Raw genomic sequence first — 17,777 nt, forward strand, 5'->3', positions numbered from 1 at the left:
TTACTCATCGACAAACACTCGCTTTAGACCTGTAAAGCATTTTGTTTTCAAGCTGGGCTGCTTTTTTTCAAGGATGGTGAGTTGTTCTGAATGTGCACCAAACTGTTGACCTATATCAAAAACAACGCGGGGATCAATAAGATAAATCATATCCGACTTTACAAAATCTGCTACTGACATCTCCTGATTCACACGCTTGTTGGCGATGTGAAATGCGATTGTTAACTCGTTGGTATCTGGATGCGTAAAAATTCGATCGATGCGGATTAGATAGGGTTCTCTGACCTGTCCTGTGAAACGTACAACAGTTTGCTGATATACAAACCGAAGAAATTTGCTTTTTGGTCTCCATTTTTCCATGGTTACATCCTTACAACTTACTTTTTAGAACGCAATTTTTGATGCACCTCAAGGATCACACCAACAACAGTGTACAAATTACCATCATAAACTTCTACAGGTAATTTGGGGTTGATGGGATATAAATAATTTTGGTTCCCTTCAACAACATATTTTTTAATTGAGTAATGTGTTGAACTATCATTCTTTTTTACGACTATGAATGAGCGATCATCTGGTGAAATATCCTGATTTATAATTAGCATAGAGTTTTGTGGGAATGTCGGTTCATATAAATCCGTATCAATTGAAAGAGCACAGTATTCCCCATCAACATCATTTTCAGCCCATCGATACCATTCTTTAGGCGGACTTTTCTCTGCTCCCTTACTGAATTCAAAAACAGGTAGTGGTCGTCTTGTACTCTCTTGTTGCAGATCTTCACCATGTCTCGCAATTGGCTCTAGGCCAAGCAACTGCTCAATGGTGATATCAAAATAATTTGCAATCTGAACCAGCGTACTGGCCTTGGGATCAGTCACATCACCATTCAAAATTCTGGTTATTTTATTGGTTGGTATACCTAATTTACGCGCAAGCGCAGCGGGAGTGAGTTTGTTATCTCGCCCAATTAGTTGATTTAGTGTCTGTGCCAATTGCAATTGGCTTGATTCATTTAAAAAAGTTGTCGACATACCTTGACTTCGTTACATTTATGTAATAATTTACATCTATGTAACTAATTACACTGATGTAAAAGTTGATATTAACATAGTTTACGAAAATTTCATGTAGGTTATGTACATTTTGATGGGAAATATTACCCAGTTAGCTCAATAAGCGGCAGTAAGGAGGAGGACAATTCATGGAACATCATTCAAGGCTGAACATATACAAAGGAATGATTCAGTATATCTTAGACTCAACCCATTACACATTGAAACATATTGCTCAACTGTCACATTCATCCCTCGATAACATTCGAATGATTTATTGCCATGACTCTGTGCCCAACAATTTTAAATCTGAGGTTGAGCTTATGAAGCTATATCAGATCGTTCTTGAAATAAATATGAACAAAGACAATTGCTCTCTTGTTGGTTAGTTCGTTTTCATAAAATAAGAAGAAGGACATTTTTAATATGAAATGGGTAAAACTCAAAAAATATTGTCAGGAAACCGGAGATACCACCAACGCCGTACATGGCAAACGCAAGCGTGGTATGTGGCTTGATGGACTTCATTGCAAGGTAGGGCCAGACGGTAACCTATGGGTAAATTTGGTGGAGGTTGAGAAATGGGTGGAAAACGGCGATCAAGCGACACTCCAAAAAGTGCAAACGGGGTTATAGTTAGAAAATGGCCGTCTGGAAAAACAACTTTACGCATCAGCTTTTATTATCGAGGAGTGCGCTGTTTTGAGCCACTTAAACTTGAAGCTACCGCAGCTAATATAAAATATGCTGAGCGCCTACGTGGTGAGATTTTAAATGCAATTGAACGCGGTACTTTTTCTTATCCTGATTACTTCCCTAATTCCAAACGCGCTCATATCTTTGGGCATGTGCAATCTAAAATCACCATTGGTGAATTACTCCGAGAATTTTTAATCGAGGCAAAATCAACCAAAGAAGCTAGTACCTACCGTGGTTATAAGCGGGTTTGTGATGGGCATCTATTACCAATGTTCGATAAAGTTGAAGTACAAGATTTACAACCAGCCATACTCAGAAAATGGATCAGAGGACTTAACTGCACCACAAAAACGGTGGCAAATATTTTAACTCCCCTACGGGCGGTCATCGAACAAGCCTTGGTTGATCAATATATCAAAGAAAATCCCCTAAACAGCATTATTGTTGATAAGTTACTAAACAAAGAAACCAAAAAAAGCGACTATAAGCCTGATCCATTCAGTGTGGATGAAATCAACGCCATATTAAATGAATCAGAGGGTCAAGTGCGATTACTGTTTCAATTTGCATTTTTTACAGGATTACGCGTATCTGAACTGATTGGGTTGAGATGGGAGGACGTAGACTGGCAAAATCAGATTATTCATGTTGAGGAAACCATTGTATACAAGGAAGCAAAAGGCCCAAAAACAGAAGCAGGCGTTCGAGATGTCCTTTTATTGCCTCCAGCATTAGAAGCATTGGAACAACAAAAGCAATACACTTTTTCACAAAAAGGAAGAGTATTTCATAACCCGCAAACTAATAAGCCATGGGAAACTTCACAACAAATTCGTCGTACTCAGTGGATGCATATTTTAAAAAGAGCAGGTATCCGCTATCGAAACACTTATCAAACTCGGCACACATACGCTTCAATGATGCTTTCTCAGGGAGAAAATATCATGTGGGTATCCAAGCAATTGGGTCATGTGGATGTTGAGATGGTGATTAAAACTTATGGTCGTTGGATACCGGACAGTTCATCACAATCAGGGTATCGTCCTGTTCATGATTGGAGTCGTCATTTAGGGTAAATGGTGCCGGTATGGTGCCGGTATGGTGCCGCGATATAGGGGCATGTGTTTTTCCCCCTTATAAATCAACAACTTAATTGGTGGAGGCGGCGGGAATTGAACCCGCGACAATTTTTTGTAATCTATTGATATTGCTGCATTTTATTATTAGCCCAACTTTTTTGGGCAGATATTGGGTAGTTTTTTGTTAATAATTGCGTTTTTGTTCAGTTCAATTCCGTATATGGGAATTGAATTTGTTCTCTTACAATCGCTATGTTTTTTTAATTAACCTTTAGCATTGCTTGATAACCCAATTTATGGCTGGTTGAGTGGTCATAAAAAAAATTGTTCTACCGTCATTTGTTTTAATCTCCAGTAATAGGTAAGTATTAGTATTTAATGGAGATTAAAGTCAATATCATGTGATGTTACTGGGCTTCAATGTTTTTACAAACCCAAATAACAACCCTATGTTTTCCGTGGCTATCAATTAAAACAGGGTGCTGTTTTGTTAATATTATAATCAAAACAACCATCTGTTTTATTGACTTAAACATATTATTACTTATAATTTAGTATATTATGAATGATAGGCATATTAAATGAAACGAACTTTATTAAATTATATGAACAACTGGCTGGTTTCACCTGACCGGAAACCATTAGTCATTCGTGGGGCAAGACAAGTTGGTAAAACATGGCTGGTAAGACACTTAGCTGAAAAGACAGGAATGCAATTAATTGAACTGAACTTCGAGAAGCAACCTTCTTATGCCAGCCTTTTTGATTCTAATGATATAAATCAAATTTTATTAAATTTAAGTACGATATTAAATCAGAAAATAGATCCCCCAAAATGCTTATTATTCCTAGATGAAATACAGGCAGCACCTCAACTGCTTAGCAAACTCCGTTGGTTTGCTGAAGATTTACCCCAATTAGCAGTAATCTCCGCTGGCTCTCTATTAGAATTTATTCTAGCGGAGCACTCATTTAGTATGCCGGTTGGGCGAGTTAGCTATATGCATTTGGAACCATTGTCATTTGATGAATTTATATTAGCAAATGACAAAGAATCACTTTATGACTATTTAAATCAATATGACTTAAGTGTCGAGCTCCCCTCTGCGATTCACGAGCAATTAACTACTTTATTTAAAGAATATCTGATAATCGGCGGTATGCCCGCTGTAGTCTCTAATTGGGCTGCTGAACGTTCTCTGAATAGAGTTAGTCAAATACAAAATGACTTATTGGCCACCTATCGCGATGACTTTTCAAAATATAAAGGTCGTTTAGCGACAGAAAGATTAGAAGAAGTACTGAATTCTATTCCAAAAATGCTTGGACAAAAATTTGTATTTAGTAGAGTTAATAAAACGATTCAAGCATCGACAATAAAGCATGTATTAGATCTGTTAGAAAAAGCCCGAATTAGCCACCGAGTACAAAGTAGCTCAGCAAATGGTGTTCCCCTCGCATCTGAAATTAAAGAAAAATTTTTTAAAGAAATTTTCCTTGATATAGGCTTATGTAGTACCGCACTAGGACTGAGTTTAAACCAAATTAATTCAACAAATGAAATTCTTTTGATTAATAATGGCGGCATCGCTGAACAGGTAGTTGGCCAATTGCTAAGAACAATTGAGCCACCCTATATTGAACCAGCTTTGTATTATTGGCATAGAGAAGAGGCCGGTTCAAGTGCTGAAATTGATTATGTAATCCAACATGGTAATAGAATAATACCTATTGAAGTAAAAGCTGGTGCCACAGGAAGCCTAAAATCACTACATGTTTTCATGGGATTAAAAAAATTACCTCTCGCCATACGAATTAATTCTGATTATCCAAGTAAAACTAATGTAGATGTAAAAGATAATTTAGGGAAATCCGTAAACTATACTTTTATATCCATTCCCTTTTATCTTGTGGGGCAGATACATAGATTACTTAGTTTGCTCAATTAACATATACAGTGCAAAAAACCAATTATAGCACTCATATGGGTTTGACTTATTTGTCGGTATCACTAAATAAATTAGTAATGCCGCCTGATTTTGTCAAAAATCGAGCGTCCGCAAGAAACATGTACTCTGCAATTTGCTTGAGTAACTTTACATATCTTGTTAAGAATCTCAACTAGACTGCATAAATTAACTATCCGATCTTGGTGGTGCCCATGTTTAAATTCCAATCATTCACCGGTTGATATCCAGCAACAGTGGATTTATCCGGTATCCATCGTCCATAATGCTTGATAATCATCTCAGTATCTTTATGCCCCATCTGGGTGGCTACCCACAATGGGTTTTCACCGGCAGACAGTAGCATCGATGCATAGGTATGCCGGGTCTGATACGGATTGCGATAACGAACCCCTGCTTTTTTCAATATATGCGCCCAACAAGTTTTGCGAATCTGAGCATCGGTTTCCCAAGGGGTTTCTGTACGGGGATTATAGAATACTCGTTTACCTTCAAGATATGTGAATGCTTTTTGATTTTTTAATGCTTCCAATGCCGGAGGAAGCAGCAATACATTACGTGAACCAGATTTTGTTTTGGTTCCTTTTTCCTGCTTTAGAACAACTGCTCTTGAAACACGAACTAATCCTTTCAACCAATCAATATCATCCCACTCTAAAGCAATAAGCTCCGATGTGCGGAGACCGGCAAAAAAGGCAAATTGAAATAAATTTCTTGCTTGCCCTGTGGCGGTGCTTAATATGGTTTTGATTTCATCTTGATCGAATGGATCTACTTCCCAATTACTTTGGCTGGTCTTTTTATTGATTAACTTAGACAGGACCAATTTATCCAGTGGATTTCGCTCGATAATGCCATCATTTAGAGCTTGATCCAGCATATTACGAAGTGGGATTATAATATTGCGAACGGTTTTTACCGTTAGATTCAACCCCGTCACCCAGTTACGGATGATCAATGGTGATAATTCCCTAATTGGAAGTTTTCCAAAGGTTGGATATAAATGGCCTTCGCATACCTTCCGGTAACCATTATATGTACTTGGTTCCAAAGTTTTTTCAGCAATGGCCATATAATCCTTGAGCATCTTACCAACTGTTGCTTTAACTACTGCATGCCCAAATAATCTAGCTCGTTTGGAGTTTGGAAAATAGTCGGCATAATTAAAGGTGCCCAATGCAATCGCATTGATGATTTCTCCGCGTAAACGATCGGCGTATTTTAAATTTATCTTTGTTGGCTCAAGCTTTAGGGTTTCACGGCACTGCACACCGCGATAACTGAATATGATACGGATGGCCTGGCCCGTCCCCCACTCACGAATACTTACCCCGCGCGGAGTCTCTGATTGGTCGCCTTGTTTCCGTTTTCCACCCATCTTTCAACCTCAACTAAATTGATCCATATATTACCATCTGGTCCTACTTTACATTGTACACCATCAAGCCACATTCCACGCTTTCTTTTGGCATGTACAGCATTGGAAGTGTCACCAGATATCTCACAATATCTTTTTAATTTTACCCAATTCATAATCAAAATTTCCTTCTTTTTATTGTTCAATGGACCAGCCAACAAGAGAGCAATCTTCCTTGTGCATATTTATTTCGAGAACAATTTGATATAGCTTCATCAGCTCGACTTCAGATTTAAAATTGTTTGGCACAGAGTCATGGCAATAAATCATTCGAATATTATCGAGTGATGAATGCGACAGTTGTGCGATATGCTTTAGTGTGTAGTGGGTTGAGTCCAATATATATTGGATCATCCCCTTGTAGATTCTTACTCTGGGGCGGTGTGTCATTTTAGCTCCCTTGATCCTTAATTCTTCTTATTATTGCTCAGCATAAAGAGCATTAACCTTCCTGCTACCTATTTTTGAATTAATGGCAACACTCCATAAAATAATATTTTAAGTTTCGATAAATATCAACATAAAGTTAAATAAAATAAACTTATAATAAATTTATATTTAAAATTGAATAAATATAGAAATTATTGAACACAATAAACAATGAAGATATACTGATCTCCTATATTGAATAGGAGTATTAATTGGAAAGAGAACATTTTGTTCGAGGTTTTGCTAGGAGGCTTACAGCTCTTATGCAGCAAGAGAATCTCGGATCATCAAAATCCAAAGCTGGTGTCAAAATCAGTAAACTCGCTGAGGTTAGTGGGTGCTCACAGCAAATGGCAAGACGCTATGCGCTAGGTGAGGCGCTGCCTGACGTTGACGCGACCTACAAAATTGCAAAATGGTTGAAAGTCTCTCCTGGTTGGCTTTTGTATGGTGAAGAAGGGGAAATACCCAATAATATTGGTCAAACAAACCTAATTCAGATCGAACCAGACTTGCTTGAATATATCCTTTCAAAATGCGCACCACTATTTGATATTACAAAAAATAGACAAGAACTTATCAGCTACATTATGGATATCATCCATGATGCGACACACATTGAAGCTGAACATAAGGAAATTTTAAAAGTCATAGATATGTCTATAAACTCCATTACACGCTTTCATGGAATAAAAGATGATGTACGAAGTAAAACAGCAGGTTGAGCATTTAGCCGGTCAAAAGCAAAAAATTACATTGCATCCAGATGCTATTGAGATTTTATTTGAAAATCGTCGGTTAATAAAAAATGTTTTCTTAAATCTTCAAGGATTATATGGGATCACTCATATGGGAATGGCTTGTATAGACCCTTCATATGAATTAATTGTGTTTTCAACAACGCCTAATATTGAGTGTAATCTCATCCATCAAAATTTATGGGCAAAGGATCACTGTTTTACCCCCGTTCTTGAGCATAAAAACTCATTACTTTGGTGGTATTACGAAAACGAAAATATTGAAAAAATAAAATTAAAGAATAACCGTCTTACATTGGGAATGACAATTTTTAGGCCAATCGGCGATTTTTCCTTTATGTATTCTTTCGCAACTAACGAGGCAGCAGAAGGGTTGCGTCAATTTTATAATGACAACTTGTTTGGTTTGATTGATATGGGTGACTATTTCTATAAATCACTCAGAAAGTTATATAGTAGCTATGCTTTGAACCATGTACCGCCTCAGTTAAAAGAATTTAACTCCAAAGCATCGGCTCTAAGTATTAAACCTTTCCTGCGCTTAGTGTAGGAAATAAACAAAATAAGGTGATTGGATATGGATCAACACGAAATCATTCTATTGGGCAATCCGCTTTTACGACAAAAAGCCCAAGCTATTAGAGAAGAAGAGTTTGGATCAGAAGAACTTAAGCAGTTAGAAAAAACGTTGTTTGAAATGATGAAAGCGGAAAATGGCTTGGGTTTAGCTGCCCCTCAAATTGGGATTAGTAGGCGGGCTCTTGTATTTGGCATGGAAAAACATCCAGTCCATACTCATTTGCCTGAAATTCCATTTACGATTCTATTCAACCCCTCATATGAACCAATCTCAGAAGAATGCGTTGAGGATTATGAAGGCTGTTTGAGTGTTGGTACGCTTCGTGGAAAAGTATCGCGATACAAACATATTCGTTATCGAGGTTATGATGTCAACGGTCATTTGATAGAGCGGGAAGTTTCTGATCTTCATGCTCGCGTTCTGCAACATGAATATGATCATTTAGAAGGTGTAATTTTTTTGGATAAAGTTACAGATGTTAACTCACTAGGTTTTCATGATGAATTGGTTCGATCAGGTGAGCTTAAAGCAAGAAAAGCTGCGTAAATATACATGTTTAAATCTTCTAAAAAAATCATCATTAGCGGGGCTATTGGCAACGCGCTAGAAATGTATGACTACATAATATGGGGATTATTCTCGGTCTTTTTATCCAAAGAATTTTTGCCACCACATTCCAATCTATCTGATATTTTTTTCTTATTCTTAATTACCTATTTTTTAAGGCCACTAGGTAGTCTGTTTGGCGGTATGCTAGCTGATCAAGCAGGTAGAAAACGTGTGTTGACGCTTAGTATTATAATGATGGGTGTTTGTACGGCCTTAATTGGAATTCTTCCGTCTTATAGCCAAATTGGTGTCGTATCGGTTTACCTCCTTTTGTTTATTAGGCTAATACAGGTATTTTCTGTTGGAAGCGAATACATTAGCTCGGTATCTTTACTCATTGAGAGCTGTGAAAAAAATAAGAAGGGTTATTTTGGTTCATGGGCTGCTTTTGGTATTAATGCCGGTATGCTTATGGCCTCTCTAACAGGAGCTCTGGTTTTATTTTTAATTGATATGCATATACTCCCGCCATGGGGTTGGCGACTGGCCTTTATTCTGGCGTTCATAACCATGATGTTTGGCTTCTGGATACGTAACTCTATTCCAGAGAGCCAAGAGTTTATCTCAAATCATGCGAGAAGTGAGCAAAGATCATTATTCAACATTCTTATAGACACTTTCAGGCAATTGAAGCAGCAGCCCTTCGAATCGTTTATTGTATTTGCACTTGTTATGTTTGGTGTTGGCACAACTGTCCTGATGTTTGTTTATGCTCCCATTCACATGACAACCGTCAATAACTTTTCTCATACTCAAGCATTTGTAGTCAACTCAGTCGGTCTAGGGGTTGTCACTGCCCTAGTTCCTCTCATGGGAATAACGTCCGACTTATATGGACGTACCCGCATTATTTTAATGGGAACCATCACTCTAATGCTGTTTATCATGCCTTACTTTATATGTTTAACGACAGGCTCGTTTTCACAAATAATATTGTTTCACTGCTTAATGGCCATACCCTGCGCCAGTATTTTTGCAGTAACGCCCGTGTTTATTACAGATATTTTCCCACATTCTGTTAGATGCTCAATCGCTAATCTGATTTATTCAATTGCAGCTGTCCTGGGCGGGGGGATTTTGCCAGTAATCGCGATAAAACTAGGTCAACATCATCATTATTCACCTAGTTATATTTTAATGTTTATTGGTACGATTAGCTTAATTGCACTGACGCTTTATGTAATAAAAAGTAATCAAAATACCAATCGGTTGTTGTTGGTTGAGTAATCAGTATAAGAGCCTGAAATACTTAGGTTCTATAAAAATTGTTATTCTTAAGATAAGTCTATTATGTTTTACCTGATAAGTTCCAAGCACTTATGTTTTCAAGAGCGATAGAAAAAATAAACTTTACTAAATAGATTTTAGCCTCCCACTTATCCTGCCGATGTGTACCTTTAACTGTAAGTATGGGATTCGCATATATTTGCGAGCGAGATGGCTTTTTTTCTTCTTGTAGATAGCCCTCCCATAAGGGATTAATATTTGTAGTATCATAAGAAATAAATGCTGACTTTGCGTGGATAATTTTATTACAAGCTTCTCTAGGTTTTAATACTTCTGTTTGACTATTCTTCTTTAAGTCACCTACCCCATTTGGAAATACCTTATTAGCATTGCTCAAATAATTATTAGTATCGTCACAACCTCTTGCCAGAGTCGCCAGTTTTAATAAGGAATTTTTAAAAATATCTTCTTCATAAATGCGTAACTCATCAACAACGTCAGGGTCTCTGCATGAAGGTTCTCGATATAGTTTATCAAACTCATAGTAGGCATAAAGAAGTGACAGGATTTTATGCCCTAACCCAATCATTTCATCAGAATGAAAATAATAATTATTCATATTCATTTGTTCAAATTTCTATCCTAATACCGTAAAAGAAACCAATAAAAAACTGGCATCAGACAAAATATTGCTGCTGATGTCAACAAAGTAAACTGATTAAATTTCCTTATTGTTCGCGACAGCTCACGAGATTCCACCAGTGAGTCTGATATCAATTTTTTTATCACATGAACCGATTCGTTTGTAGTCTCATGTAATAACCTTGTCATAGCTTCTTTACTGCTAACCAATGCGGCACTCAGCACTTTCTCGGCTTTTTCCTTAGCATCATCTTTCCACTGAGAGGAAATGTTTTCCATTTCCTCCTTGAATTGGGCAAGCATATCCTGCAGGGCCTTCCGGTTTTCCTCAAGTAGCCTGTCGTTCATCGTCTGGAGGATTAAGATTGGATCATCTTTTCCCAAAACCACACCATGTTTGACCGCAATATCTTGAATGGTTTCATTCATTTTATCAGACATTAGATCACCATGGCGTTATCAATCTGGCTAAAAAGTTGATCTCGAATTAACTTTAATCGCTGCCTGGTCATAATATTTCGCTCAGGGCAGTCGATTGCTTCATTAAACGTCATTTTTTGTTGAAGCATATCCGTGAGATCTCGGCCGAAGGTTTCTTCCTTTAAGTCAGGGATTTTAATGAGTGCTGCGACACGATCTTTATTCTCCTTATAGACTTTCAGTTGCTCAAAAGGTTTCCCTTCATGCTCAATTCTGCCCCAATACGGGTTAAGCCATACAACGAAGCGGATATCTTCGGGTAATTGATTCACCAAGTGAATAAATCCTGTAATGGTATCAAATAATGCCTGTCCGCCAGTGATAACTGAATGGACAATAAGTTCATGCCCCATGCCCTGCAATAATGCAGGTACTTGGTTGCTGATGATATAGTGTGACAATGGCACAAAAGAGCTGGCGCCGTTATCAATGATAATATCTTGATCTGATGCAGCAATTTTTTCAATCAAGGTGTCAAAATGTCGTGGATTAATCTCATCGCCTTCCATGATATCAAGTCGCTCCACATTGAGCGCTTTGAAGCCATGGAATGTGGCGTTAATGGGATCGGTGTCTATACAAAGTGGGGGTTGTTCTTTATGGTGTTTATATTGGGCTGTCGTTGCTGAAACAAAGGATTTACCGACACCGCCTTTGCCTTGCATCGTAATATGTATTTTGGCCATTACAAGAGTTCCTCCAAGTTAGGTATGGGATTATAAGTAAAGCCTTTGATTTCATTTGTGGCCTTACTTTTTTTCTTTTTATCGTCCTTGGTGTTCTCCTGCGGCTCATTCTTTAAGTCATTGCGAATGAACTGTGCTACATATAAGCGAAATGTTTTGTATGTGAAGGAAATTCTTTCTTCCTCAGTTAACGTCTCCCAAATTGCTTTCATTGACCAGCCATCGGATAACGCGCCAATGATGTCTTCCTTAAGAGCAAGAAAGGCCACTTTATTTTTGGTGTTATTAGCGCCATTTTTTTTTGCTTGTCTTTTTGCAATTCTCTCACTGAGTGAAATATTCATCTCATACCATATATTTTTTGATTAATCGCTCTCAATACATCTTATTAGAAATTTTCCACATCCACAATAAAAACGTTCTTTTAAATGTTCTTTATAGTTCTTTTGTTTTCCTATTTATTTCCTTAAAATGTTTTTTTGCTTCCTTTTATCTTCTTTAAAGTTTATTTTGGTTTTTTTAGGTTCTTTCTCTTCCTATAATCTCAAAAAACCCTTGATGGGAAGAAAAAAAACCTGTTATGATATCTATAAGAAACGTTAGAACTCTGGGCAAGATAGGTGGAGTTAGCTAACCAGCAAGCTGGTCACCAAACTTCACATGGCTTATTCGCACCTTCGGTGCTCAACGGGTATCTTGCTTTTTGAGATCAAAAAGCAAACAATTAAACAGTACCTAAAGGATTGCATAACCACTTATTAAGAGGTCAGCATCCTTATGGACAATAAGAATAAAAAGCCCACCAGAAAACACGGACGCCACCTTCGTGTTCCCGTTCTTCCCGATGAAGAAATATCAATTAAATCGAATGCAGCTCAGGCTGGACTTTCCATTGCGGAATACCTGCGCCGTGTCGGCCAGGGCCACCCAATCCAAAGCGCTATTGATAAGGAGTATATTCTCCAGCTATCCAAAATAAATGCTGATATGGGAAGGCTTGGAGGACTGTTTAAGCTCTGGCTTACCCAGGATAGACGCGTCGCACACTTTGATCACCGTACGGTAAAAGCACTACTGGATCGTATTCAAACCACGCAGGATGCCATGTTTGAGGTGGTAAAAAAATTATGATTATTCGCCATATACCCATGAAATCAGCAAAACTAAGCAGCTTTTCAAGCTTGGTTAAATATATTATCGATGAACAAAACAAGCAGGAACGAGTGGGCAAGGTCAAGATATCAAACTGTAACAGTATCGACCCCATTTGGGCCATTCAAGAAGTATTAGCAACACAGGCAAGAAACCAAAGAGCCAAGGGCGATAAAACCTACCATTTACTCATATCTTTTGCCCCGCGGGAAAATCCTCCTGAAGATGTCTTGAAAGCCATTGAGGAGCGGGTTGTATCAAGCATTGGATTCAACGAGCATCAAAGAATCAGCGCCATTCATCACGACACGGATAACCTGCATATTCATGTAGCAATTAACAAAATTCATCCAAAAACTTTTAATATGATTGAACCATATAGGGCATACAAGGCTTTTGCTAAAGTAGCATCAACACTGGAAATTGAGCATGGACTTGAAATAACCAATCATCAAACTCGAAAAAGTCGTTCAGAAAACCTTGCCGACGATATGGAACAGCATGCAGGCATTGAAAGCTTGATTAACTGGATCAAGAGAAATTGTCGGGAACAAATTGAACAGGCCAACAACTGGAAGGCGGTGCATAAAATTCTGGCCCTTCATGGCTTGGAAATACACATCAAAGCCAATGGCCTTGTCTTTTGTAATGAGAAAGGACTCATGGTTAAGGCAAGTTCTGTCTCACGAGGCTTTTCTAAAAAGAACCTGAAATCCAGGCTGGGCGAATTTGAACCATCACCTTATCGCATGGAAAAAGCCAGTCAAAATGTTTATCGTTATGAGCCTCTAAATAAACAAGTGATTGGCAAAGAAATTTATGCGCGTTACCTCCACGAAAGAGAGCATGGCAAAACAATTCTTTCCGAAAAACTTAAGAGCCTTCGTGAAGCTAAGACCAGATTGATTGATAAAGCCAAAAAGCGTGGCAGAATCAAACGTGCTGCTTTAAAACTATTGAAAGCTTCAAGGACTCAAAAAAAATATCTATACAAGCAAATCAGCAAGACCCTTTTGAACGACATTGAAAAAATACGGCAAAATTACACCAAAGAGCGAAACAATCTGCTTGATTTACATAAAAAAAATACCTGGGCTGATTGGTTGAGATACAAAGCTCAGCAAGGTGATAAAGATGCCTTAACAGTCATGCGTTACCGCAACCGAAAAAATCAAAGTGACTACACCTTATCTGGCGAATCACCCAACATTATTTCAGCTGATATTAACCAAGTTGATTCCATTACCAAAGAAGGAACTGAGATTTACAAAGTTGGCAAGGCTGTCATCAGAAATAACGGAAGTGAAATCAAAATTTCTAAAGGTGGCTCTGTTGCCACACTGAAAAAAGCAATTGAGATGGCACAGCAGAGATATGGAAGCCGTATACAGGTAAATGGCTCGCCTCTTTTCAAAAAGATCATTATTCAATTAACCGTTCAGAACAACATCCCAATCACCTTTGCTGATTCTGAAATGGAATCTCAGCGCCAAAAATTAACTTCACAACTGGAGAAACAAGATGAGCAATCAAGACGATACGGATTTAATGATGGAAGAAGAACTGCAAGAAGCAATGAAGTTGCTGGAACAGCCCATGGAGAAAGAAGCCTTTCCAGGACGAAGCCCAACGCTATCAGCACTCGACAAGGCCCGCCAGCCGAAGGTCAAAACGGCTTGCGAGACTTGTCCCAACTCGATATGGTTCAGTTCTCCGGAAGAGGTAAAGTGCTATTGTCGGCTGATGCACATGCTCAGCTGGAGCGGCAAAGATTCGAACCTGATAACCATGTGCGACGGAAAGTTTTTGGATTGAAGCAGAAAGGGAAAAATAATAAACATGTATGAAGCTTGTCAAAAGATCAGTATACAGAAAAGCTGTGTGGTTTCAGTTATATAATTACACTCATAGATTTAATAAGTCTTTTTTTAATGCTGAAAAAATTTGCCTTGGTTCACAGTGTATAAAGAGAGTTTTTATTCTTGAGTTTTCTCCTTTTCTTAAAATAAACCGAGATCTTGGTATGTTACATTTTGATGATAAAAATTTAATTAGCACTTTATTGGCCTTGCCCTCTTGAGGAGGGCTATTAACTTTAATTTTAAGCTTGCCTGCGTGTAGTCCAATAATTTCATTTTTTTTAGATCCTGGCTTTATATACAAGAAAAGTTCTATACCATCAGTTAATATTTTATACCAATCGTTATCAGCTTGACTTGACATCAGCATCTCGTTAAAAAAAAGTATTTTTTAAAACAGCCCTTGCCACTTTTTAAGTGGTTAACTGGGAAATTTATTTATATTTTATCACGTACTCCGCTATAGTATGGTCTATGAATATTTATTAGTGGTTCAATTATGACTACTCTTCCAAACTGTCCAAAGTGCAATTCTGCATATACATATCAAGATGCCAATTTATTAATTTGCCCGGAGTGTACATACGAATGGGATCCTCAGGCTGATACAAACGACTCTGAACAACAAAGAACAATAAAAGATGCATATGGGAATGAGCTGAATGATGGTGATACGGTTACAGTGATTAAAGACTTAAAGGTTAAGGGTAGCTCATTGGTGGTTAAAGTTGGTACAAAAGTAAAAAATATTCGATTGGTTGATGGGGATCATGATATCGATTGTAAAATTGATGGTATTGGCGCCATGAAATTAAAGTCGGATTTTGTTAAAAAATCATAATAAATCTTTGTTCCCAAATCTTATGAATTATAATTTGTCATAGATTATAGAATTTTGTTGAGTCACAAAAAAGCATGTTTTTTGTTCATTAAATCGATAACTTTCTCTATAAATTTAAATGACATATGTATGATATAGCTCTCCTTCGCTCAAGGTCATTAATGCTTCCTTTCATAAACTGTTACAAGCAGTTTTTCATTCATTGATATCTAATTGCAATGCTATAAATCATGATTTCATTACATATTGTGTTGCCACGTACCTATTGCAATATTGTGAAAACATTATAATGACATTATAATCCCATTATCATTTGGTTTGTTGAGTAGAATATGATTGCGTTAATGGAAGCAAAAAAAGCGGGATTGCTCCAATCGAAAAATTGGTTAAGCAATATTGTTTCCGGTGTAATAGTTGGTGTTGTCGCATTGCCGCTTGCTATGGCTTTTGCTATTGCATCAGGAGCCCAACCTGAGCAAGGTTTGTTTACAGCGATTATAGCTGGCTTTATTGTTTCTATTTTTGGAGGAAGCCGATTCCAAATTGCAGGACCCACTGGTGCTTTCATTGTGGTCTTGTTCAGTATTACAAATAAATACGGGATCGATGGCTTACAGATTGCCACATTAATGGCAGGATTTATGTTGCTATTTTTGGGAATGGCAAAAATGGGCGCTGTTATAAAATTCATTCCCGCTCCGGTGATTGTTGGCTTTACTGCCGGAATAGCGGTAATTATCTGGATTGGTCAATGGCAAGAGTTTTTTGGATTGCCCGAAGTATCAGGTCAGCACTTTCATACAAAACTACTTAATTTGATTCAGTCCTTTCCTCATCTTAATCTGACAACCACTATACTGGCAGTTCTTTCTTTAGTGCTTGTCATTTATAGTCCGAAAATACCTGGATTCAAGCGTGTTCCAGGCCCCCTTATTGCCTTATTTGTAGCTACATTGCTTCAATCCACTTTTCATTTTGATGGTATTAAAACGATTGGTTCAGCATTTGGGGGAATTCCCCAAGGCTTACCCAAACTCACTTTACCTTCTATAAGTTGGGGAAAAATTATAGTACTAGTTGGTCCAGCTTTTACTATAACGATGCTAGGTGCTATTGAATCACTACTATCTGCTGTTGTTGCTGATGGAATGACAGGTACTAAACATGATTCCAATCAAGAATTAATAGGTCAGGGTTTAGCTAATATTTTTACTCCTTTGTTTGGTGGATTCGCTGCAACTGGGGCCATTGCTCGAACGGCGACTAATATTCGCAATGGTGGTACAAGTCCATTATCAGGAATTGTACATTCCTTTACTTTGCTGATCATTTTACTGCTCTTGGCTCCTTTGGCTGCTCATATTCCTCTGGCTGCACTTGCCGCCATTTTGTTTGTTGTTGCCTGGAATATGAGTGAGGCAAAGCACTTTATTAAAATGGTTCAACGGGCACCAACAGCAGATGTAGTTATTCTACTCATTACCTTTTTCTTAACCGTTTTCGTTGATTTGGTAGTAGCAGTAAATATTGGTGTGATTTTAGCCATGCTTCATTTTGTTCGTCGAATGGCAACCAGTGTCGAAGTAAAACAAGCGACAGAGCAAGAGCTAACTGATGAGTTTGCGCATAGTGGATACCATCAACTACCAGATAATGTTCTGGTCTTTACAGTAGAAGGGCCTTTATTTTTTGGTGCAATGGAAAGTTTTGAGCGTGCGATCGCATCTTCACACTCAGATCCGAAACATTTAATCATACGCCTTAAATGGGTCCCTTTTATTGACATCACAGGATTGCAAACGCTTGAGGAAGTCATTGGAGATTTCAAAAAAAGAGGCGTAAACGTCATACTTTCAGGGGTGAATCAGCGTGTACTCAGGAAGCTAAAAAAAGCTGGAATTTTTAACATGATAGATGAAAAAAACAATTTTAAAAGTTTAGCGGAGGCACTCGTTTTGGTACAGACAAATAATTAACTACCAGCTAAGCAGTTCTAAGTGTACAGCGTACTTAATATTGATGATCAAAGTTAAAACTATCAAGCTGTGAAAATTTGTCGTTATGTCTTTACTTGCGGATTTTTTGATTGTTTCCCTTCACCATAACTTACACCATGGCGATCTAGATATTCCCGAATTAATTGTCTAGCTACTTGTGATGGGGTTAAATCTTGTGAAGCGCACAATTTTTCAAAAGCTTCTTTTTTGTAAGGATCCATTAATATAGTAAAGCGCGCAGTTTTTGATTCCATTTTTTATTAGCTCATAAATAATCATGATAATTGAATTATAATACTA

At 37.7% G+C, this 17,777-nt stretch carries 19 protein-coding genes; 10 read left to right on the forward strand and 9 right to left on the reverse strand.

The features are described from left to right. Together E4T55_RS07765 and E4T55_RS07770 are read right to left on the reverse strand one after the other, a co-directional pair. Positions 1-360 (reverse strand): hypothetical protein, encoded by a 360-nt coding sequence (locus tag E4T55_RS07765; protein ID WP_058502841.1) that lies wholly within the window; start codon positions 358-360, stop codon positions 1-3. A 17-nt stretch (positions 361-377) separates the two neighbouring features. After that, complete coding sequence (locus E4T55_RS07770; protein WP_058502842.1) at positions 378-1,034, reverse strand: helix-turn-helix domain-containing protein; 657 nt, start codon at positions 1,032-1,034, stop codon at positions 378-380. A 602-nt stretch (positions 1,035-1,636) separates the two neighbouring features. Here E4T55_RS07770 and E4T55_RS07785 point away from each other — a divergent pair. Together E4T55_RS07785 and E4T55_RS07790 are read left to right on the forward strand one after the other, a co-directional pair. Next, positions 1,637-2,830: a tyrosine-type recombinase/integrase gene (locus tag E4T55_RS07785; protein ID WP_058502845.1), complete on the forward strand. Its 1,194-nt coding sequence runs from the start codon at positions 1,637-1,639 to the stop codon at positions 2,828-2,830. Positions 2,831-3,414: 584 nt separating this feature from the next. Next, positions 3,415-4,782 carry an ATP-binding protein gene (locus E4T55_RS07790; protein WP_058502846.1) on the forward strand — a complete coding sequence of 456 codons (1,368 nt, stop codon included), beginning with the start codon at positions 3,415-3,417 and terminating at the stop codon, positions 4,780-4,782. Positions 4,783-4,972: 190 nt separating this feature from the next. Here the strand turns inward: E4T55_RS07790 and E4T55_RS07795 are convergent, their stop codons facing one another. Continuing rightward, positions 4,973-6,178, reverse strand: a complete 1,206-nt coding sequence (locus tag E4T55_RS07795) for a tyrosine-type recombinase/integrase (protein WP_058502847.1) — start codon at positions 6,176-6,178, stop codon at positions 4,973-4,975. A gap of 680 nt (positions 6,179-6,858) precedes the next feature. Between E4T55_RS07795 and E4T55_RS07810 the strand changes: the two genes are divergently transcribed. Genes E4T55_RS07810 through E4T55_RS07825 form a run of 4 tightly spaced genes read left to right on the forward strand, consistent with a single transcriptional unit; the run spans position 6,859 to position 9,820 of the window. Continuing rightward, on the forward strand, positions 6,859-7,371 hold the full coding sequence (locus tag E4T55_RS07810; protein WP_058502849.1) for a helix-turn-helix domain-containing protein: 513 nt from the start codon (positions 6,859-6,861) through the stop codon (positions 7,369-7,371). Next, positions 7,343-7,954: a hypothetical protein gene (locus E4T55_RS07815; RefSeq protein WP_058502850.1), complete on the forward strand. Its 612-nt coding sequence runs from the start codon at positions 7,343-7,345 to the stop codon at positions 7,952-7,954. Before E4T55_RS07810 ends, E4T55_RS07815 begins: the two co-directional genes overlap by 29 nt. Positions 7,955-7,981: 27 nt before the next feature. Further along, positions 7,982-8,530, forward strand: a complete 549-nt coding sequence (def, locus tag E4T55_RS07820) for a peptide deformylase (protein ID WP_058502851.1) — start codon at positions 7,982-7,984, stop codon at positions 8,528-8,530. A 6-nt stretch (positions 8,531-8,536) separates the two neighbouring features. Continuing rightward, the gene (locus tag E4T55_RS07825) at positions 8,537-9,820 is read left to right on the forward strand and encodes an MFS transporter (protein WP_058502852.1); all 1,284 of its coding nucleotides are present in this window, start codon (positions 8,537-8,539) and stop codon (positions 9,818-9,820) included. Between the two features lie 61 nt (positions 9,821-9,881). Here the strand turns inward: E4T55_RS07825 and E4T55_RS07830 are convergent, their stop codons facing one another. The 4 genes from E4T55_RS07830 to E4T55_RS07845 are packed head-to-tail and all read right to left on the reverse strand — an operon-like array spanning position 9,882 to position 11,972. Beyond that, positions 9,882-10,445 carry a hypothetical protein gene (locus E4T55_RS07830; RefSeq protein WP_131780739.1) on the reverse strand — a complete coding sequence of 188 codons (564 nt, stop codon included), beginning with the start codon at positions 10,443-10,445 and terminating at the stop codon, positions 9,882-9,884. 17 nt (positions 10,446-10,462) lie between these two features. Further along, complete coding sequence (locus E4T55_RS07835) at positions 10,463-10,903, reverse strand: conjugal transfer protein TraM (RefSeq protein WP_058502854.1); 441 nt, start codon at positions 10,901-10,903, stop codon at positions 10,463-10,465. Then, the gene (locus tag E4T55_RS07840; RefSeq protein ID WP_058502855.1) at positions 10,903-11,628 is read right to left on the reverse strand and encodes an ArsA-related P-loop ATPase; all 726 of its coding nucleotides are present in this window, start codon (positions 11,626-11,628) and stop codon (positions 10,903-10,905) included. The genes E4T55_RS07835 and E4T55_RS07840 overlap by 1 nt, the downstream gene beginning before the upstream one ends. Continuing rightward, complete coding sequence (locus tag E4T55_RS07845; RefSeq protein ID WP_058502856.1) at positions 11,628-11,972, reverse strand: TraK family protein; 345 nt, start codon at positions 11,970-11,972, stop codon at positions 11,628-11,630. Before E4T55_RS07845 ends, E4T55_RS07840 begins: the two co-directional genes overlap by 1 nt. Positions 11,973-12,405: 433 nt before the next feature. Here E4T55_RS07845 and traJ point away from each other — a divergent pair, with 433 nt between their 5' ends. Both traJ and traI read left to right on the forward strand, forming a co-directional pair. Beyond that, positions 12,406-12,759: a conjugal transfer transcriptional regulator TraJ gene (traJ, locus tag E4T55_RS07850; protein WP_058502857.1), complete on the forward strand. Its 354-nt coding sequence runs from the start codon at positions 12,406-12,408 to the stop codon at positions 12,757-12,759. Beyond that, the gene (gene traI, locus E4T55_RS07855) at positions 12,756-14,627 is read left to right on the forward strand and encodes a TraI/MobA(P) family conjugative relaxase (protein WP_058502858.1); all 1,872 of its coding nucleotides are present in this window, start codon (positions 12,756-12,758) and stop codon (positions 14,625-14,627) included. Before traJ ends, traI begins: the two co-directional genes overlap by 4 nt. A 58-nt stretch (positions 14,628-14,685) precedes the next feature. Here traI and E4T55_RS07860 read toward each other — a convergent pair whose 3' ends face one another. Then, the gene (locus E4T55_RS07860; protein WP_058502859.1) at positions 14,686-15,003 is read right to left on the reverse strand and encodes a DUF167 domain-containing protein; all 318 of its coding nucleotides are present in this window, start codon (positions 15,001-15,003) and stop codon (positions 14,686-14,688) included. 135 nt (positions 15,004-15,138) lie between these two features. On the opposite strand from E4T55_RS07860, the gene E4T55_RS07865 reads away from it, so the two are divergent. Both E4T55_RS07865 and E4T55_RS07870 read left to right on the forward strand, forming a co-directional pair. Beyond that, positions 15,139-15,480, forward strand: coding sequence for a zinc ribbon domain-containing protein YjdM (locus E4T55_RS07865; RefSeq protein WP_058502860.1), 342 nt, complete (start codon positions 15,139-15,141; stop codon positions 15,478-15,480). A 332-nt stretch (positions 15,481-15,812) separates the two neighbouring features. Continuing rightward, positions 15,813-17,456, forward strand: coding sequence for a SulP family inorganic anion transporter (locus tag E4T55_RS07870; protein WP_058502861.1), 1,644 nt, complete (start codon positions 15,813-15,815; stop codon positions 17,454-17,456). An 83-nt stretch (positions 17,457-17,539) separates the two neighbouring features. Here E4T55_RS07870 and E4T55_RS07875 read toward each other — a convergent pair whose 3' ends face one another. Then, a complete protein-coding gene (locus E4T55_RS07875; RefSeq protein WP_058502862.1) occupies positions 17,540-17,731 on the reverse strand; it encodes a ribbon-helix-helix domain-containing protein in 192 nt (63 codons plus the stop codon). Between the last annotated feature and the right edge of the window lie 46 nt (positions 17,732-17,777).

This window comes from Legionella israelensis (assembly GCF_004571175.1).
GTDB classification, from domain to species: domain Bacteria; phylum Pseudomonadota; class Gammaproteobacteria; order Legionellales; family Legionellaceae; genus Legionella_D; species Legionella_D israelensis.

What these genes read in the sequence shown, in the direction of transcription:
- E4T55_RS07815 (WP_058502850.1), top strand. Translation starts at nt 7,343, where the DNA reads ATGATGTACGAAGTAAAACAGCAGGTTGAGCATTTAGCCGGTCAAAAG.
- E4T55_RS07825 (WP_058502852.1), top strand. Translation starts at nt 8,537, where the DNA reads ATGTTTAAATCTTCTAAAAAAATCATCATTAGCGGGGCTATTGGCAAC.
- E4T55_RS07870 (WP_058502861.1), top strand. Translation starts at nt 15,813, where the DNA reads ATGATTGCGTTAATGGAAGCAAAAAAAGCGGGATTGCTCCAATCGAAA.
- E4T55_RS07860 (WP_058502859.1), bottom strand. Translation starts at nt 15,003, where the DNA reads ATGTCAAGTCAAGCTGATAACGATTGGTATAAAATATTAACTGATGGT.
- def (WP_058502851.1), top strand. Translation starts at nt 7,982, where the DNA reads ATGGATCAACACGAAATCATTCTATTGGGCAATCCGCTTTTACGACAA.
- traI (WP_058502858.1), top strand. Translation starts at nt 12,756, where the DNA reads ATGATTATTCGCCATATACCCATGAAATCAGCAAAACTAAGCAGCTTT.
- E4T55_RS07830 (WP_131780739.1), bottom strand. Translation starts at nt 10,445, where the DNA reads ATGAATATGAATAATTATTATTTTCATTCTGATGAAATGATTGGGTTA.
- E4T55_RS07785 (WP_058502845.1), top strand. Translation starts at nt 1,637, where the DNA reads ATGGGTGGAAAACGGCGATCAAGCGACACTCCAAAAAGTGCAAACGGG.
- traJ (WP_058502857.1), top strand. Translation starts at nt 12,406, where the DNA reads ATGGACAATAAGAATAAAAAGCCCACCAGAAAACACGGACGCCACCTT.
- E4T55_RS07795 (WP_058502847.1), bottom strand. Translation starts at nt 6,178, where the DNA reads ATGGGTGGAAAACGGAAACAAGGCGACCAATCAGAGACTCCGCGCGGG.
- E4T55_RS07765 (WP_058502841.1), bottom strand. Translation starts at nt 360, where the DNA reads ATGGAAAAATGGAGACCAAAAAGCAAATTTCTTCGGTTTGTATATCAG.
- E4T55_RS07770 (WP_058502842.1), bottom strand. Translation starts at nt 1,034, where the DNA reads ATGTCGACAACTTTTTTAAATGAATCAAGCCAATTGCAATTGGCACAG.
- E4T55_RS07865 (WP_058502860.1), top strand. Translation starts at nt 15,139, where the DNA reads ATGACTACTCTTCCAAACTGTCCAAAGTGCAATTCTGCATATACATAT.
- E4T55_RS07840 (WP_058502855.1), bottom strand. Translation starts at nt 11,628, where the DNA reads ATGGCCAAAATACATATTACGATGCAAGGCAAAGGCGGTGTCGGTAAA.
- E4T55_RS07875 (WP_058502862.1), bottom strand. Translation starts at nt 17,731, where the DNA reads ATGGAATCAAAAACTGCGCGCTTTACTATATTAATGGATCCTTACAAA.
- E4T55_RS07790 (WP_058502846.1), top strand. Translation starts at nt 3,415, where the DNA reads ATGAAACGAACTTTATTAAATTATATGAACAACTGGCTGGTTTCACCT.
- E4T55_RS07845 (WP_058502856.1), bottom strand. Translation starts at nt 11,972, where the DNA reads ATGAATATTTCACTCAGTGAGAGAATTGCAAAAAGACAAGCAAAAAAA.
- E4T55_RS07835 (WP_058502854.1), bottom strand. Translation starts at nt 10,903, where the DNA reads ATGTCTGATAAAATGAATGAAACCATTCAAGATATTGCGGTCAAACAT.